General features: G+C 64.0%; 1 protein-coding gene. It reads left to right on the plus strand.

The annotated features are described in order from the left end of the window. A partial coding sequence (locus Q2K20_RS18090) for a Ku protein (protein WP_317177063.1) occupies positions 1-821 on the plus strand: 821 nt, incomplete at its 5' end. Positions 822-1,385 lie beyond the last annotated feature (564 nt).

Here is a 1,385-nt window from a genome sequence, read left to right on the forward strand (position 1 = left end):
GTGAGGAGGTCGAGTTCTCCGACATCGCCAAGGCGTACGAGTCGGAGGACGGCGAGATGGTCATCCTGACCAAGGAGGACCTGGCGAGCCTGCCGGTGGAGCAGTCCCACGAGATCGAGGTGACGGAGTTCGTCCCGGCCGACCAGGTGGATCCGGTGGCTTTCGACAACGCCTATTTCCTGGAGCCGGCGTCGCGCTCGAACCGGGCGTATGTGCTGATGCGGGAGGCACTGCAGTCGACGGACCGGTTGGCGATCTGCACGTTCACGCTGCGTAACCGCACTCGGCTGTGCGCGCTGCGGGTGTACAAGGACATCCTCATGCTGCAGACGTTGCTGTGGCCGGATGAGATCCGCCCGGCGATCCTGGAGGGCCTGGACAAGGAGGCGAAGGTCCGGCCGCAGGAGGTCAAGATGGCGACCTGGCTGATCGAGACGATGGCGGCGGATTTCGAGCCGGAGAAGTACGAGGACGACTACCAGCTTCAGCTCAAGGAACTGGTCGAGGCCAAGGCCGCCGGGGGAGAGGCGTTCACGGTCGAGGAGCGCGAGGAGGCGCGCGACGACGACGGTGACGACGAGGTCGCCGACCTGCTGGCCGCCCTGCGGGCGAGTGTGAAGGACCGCGGCGGCGACGCCGACGCCAGCGAAAATGACGACGACGAGGAGAGATTTCCACCCCCGGCTGCGGGTTACCCGGGTGGGGCAGTGGTTTCGACTTCGGTGATGTCGACGTCGAGAGCAGAGCACTCGATCTCGGGGCCCCGCCCATCGAGTGTGAGGCTGGGCGTGGCGAAGCAGCAGGAGTCGAGAGCGTGGTAGATCGCCCAGAAGACGCGCGGGGCCGGGACATAAGTTGCGGCCTGTCAGCCCATTCTCAGTGAGTTGTCGGGCCTTAACGGATTGGCCGTTCCTAGCCCCGCCACCACTACTCTTGCGTCGACTCGCCAGGGAGATTCAGTCAATGGGTGGAGTTCTGCGCTGACGGCGCACAAGCCCGCAATCGCCGAACCAGCAGGAAAAGTGTCGTGGCAACAAGCGTCAGCCAGCGGCGACGGGGTCGGCTTCTCGTGGGGACGAGACCATGTAGCCCAAATGAGGACGCGTAGGAACGGGGGCGGGCCCGCCACGTGATTCGTTTTGGTGAATCCATGTTAATCGTGCGAACGACGAGTGTTGAGGCGGCCCTCGGCAAAGTAGTGTCATTGTTTGACCCGATTCGCGTCCGCTGAAGCGGGTCGCTTCTGTGTGACTGTCTAAACCTCAATTCACCGATGAAGTAGCCGGGGCGGTCGCTGGCATGGTCGTGGGTCGTGACCGTATGGAGGGCGTGTGAGGTCCGCCGGTCTGCCCGGCTTTCCACTTTGGTTCCTGGTCGTAGGTGCT

Source organism: Dietzia sp. IN118 (genome assembly GCF_032905965.1).
Classification (GTDB): Bacteria; Actinomycetota; Actinomycetes; order Mycobacteriales; family Mycobacteriaceae; genus Dietzia; species Dietzia kunjamensis.